Genomic DNA, 1,325 nt, shown 5'->3' on the forward strand with positions numbered 1-1,325 from the left:
GGGGCCTGACCCCGCAAGTTGGACACGGGGTTATGCGGTTTGCGTCAGCGTAGTTGATGTTCGGTCGAGCGCGTGTTCGTAGGTGATGGGGCTGCGATGTCCCAGGCGACTGTGGCGGCGGACGGTGTTGTAGCGGTGCAGCCAACGAAGAGTTCGAGGCGGGCTTCGCGCTCGCTTGACCAGCTCTTTCGGTTCTGGAGGGTCTCGCGTTTCATGGTCGCGTTCCAGCTCTCCGCCGCGGCGTTGTCCGCGCTGGAGCCGACGGCGCTCATGGACTGCCGGACGCCGGCGCGTCGGCAGGCATCGGCGAAGGCCCGGCTGGTGTATTGGGCCCCGTGGTCGGTGTGCATGATCGCTCCCGCGAGGCTGCCGCGGGTCCGCTCGGCGGCGGCCAGGGCGTCGACGACCAGCTTCGCGCGCATATGGTCGGCGATCGCCCAGCCCGCCAGCCGCCGGGACGCGAGGTCGATCACGGTCGCGAGATAGCAGAACTTCCCGCTGCCGACCGGCAGATAGGTGATGTCCCCGACGTACTTGGTGTTCACCTCGGTGGCGGTGAAGTCCCGGCCGATCAGGTCAGGGGCCTTCGCCGCGGCCGGGTCCGCGACGGTGGTCCGGTGCTTCCTGCGCAGCCGGAACCCGGCGATGCTGGCGGTCTTCATCAGCCGGGCGACCTTCTTGTGGTTCACCGACTCGCCGCCGGTCTCGCGGAGCTCGGCGGTGACCCTGGGGACGCCGTAGGTGCCGTCCGAGGCGGCGTGGACGGCGGCGATCTTGGCGGTCAGCTTCTCGTCGGCCGCCTGCCGGGCGGCCCTGGCCGGCGCGGTGGCCTGCCAGTAGTAGAAACTCGATCGGGCGATCCCGAGGACCTGGCACAACCGCTTCACGCCGTGCTCGGCGCGCAGGTCGGCGACACACTGGAAGCGGTTCACCAGCGCGTCGCCCCGGCGAAATACTTCGCCGCCTTCTGCAGGATCTCGCGCTCTTCTTCCAGCTCACGCACCCGCCTGCGCAGGGCGACGAGCTCGGCCTCCATCCCCTCGGCCGCCACCGGCGCGGCCGGGCGCGACGCCGTGTGGCCGCCCGTGCGCCGGCCGTCGGCCGCGCGTATCCAGTTCCGCAGTGTCTCGGTATTCACGCCCAGATCCGCGGCGACCGACTTGATCGTCGCCCCGGGCCGGGACCGGTACAACGCGACCGCGTCCGCCTTGAACTCGGCCGGGTAGTGCTTCATCGCCATCAGTACAGGACTCCAGTCCTCAGATCCTCAAGATCCAAGTGTCTCTGGTGTCCAAGATCCGGGGTCAGGCTCCAAGCGATGACCT

The 1,325-nt window shown here is 69.3% G+C and carries 1 pseudogene; it reads right to left on the reverse strand.

The features are described 5' to 3' along the window. Positions 1–30 precede the first annotated feature (30 nt). Positions 31–1,240 (reverse strand): annotated as a pseudogene (locus MXD57_RS31295) (IS3 family transposase). Positions 1,241–1,325 lie beyond the last annotated feature (85 nt).

Origin of the sequence: Streptomyces cellostaticus, from assembly GCF_023630175.1 — a bacterium.
Lineage (GTDB): Bacteria > Actinomycetota > Actinomycetes > Streptomycetales > Streptomycetaceae > Streptomyces > Streptomyces cellostaticus_A.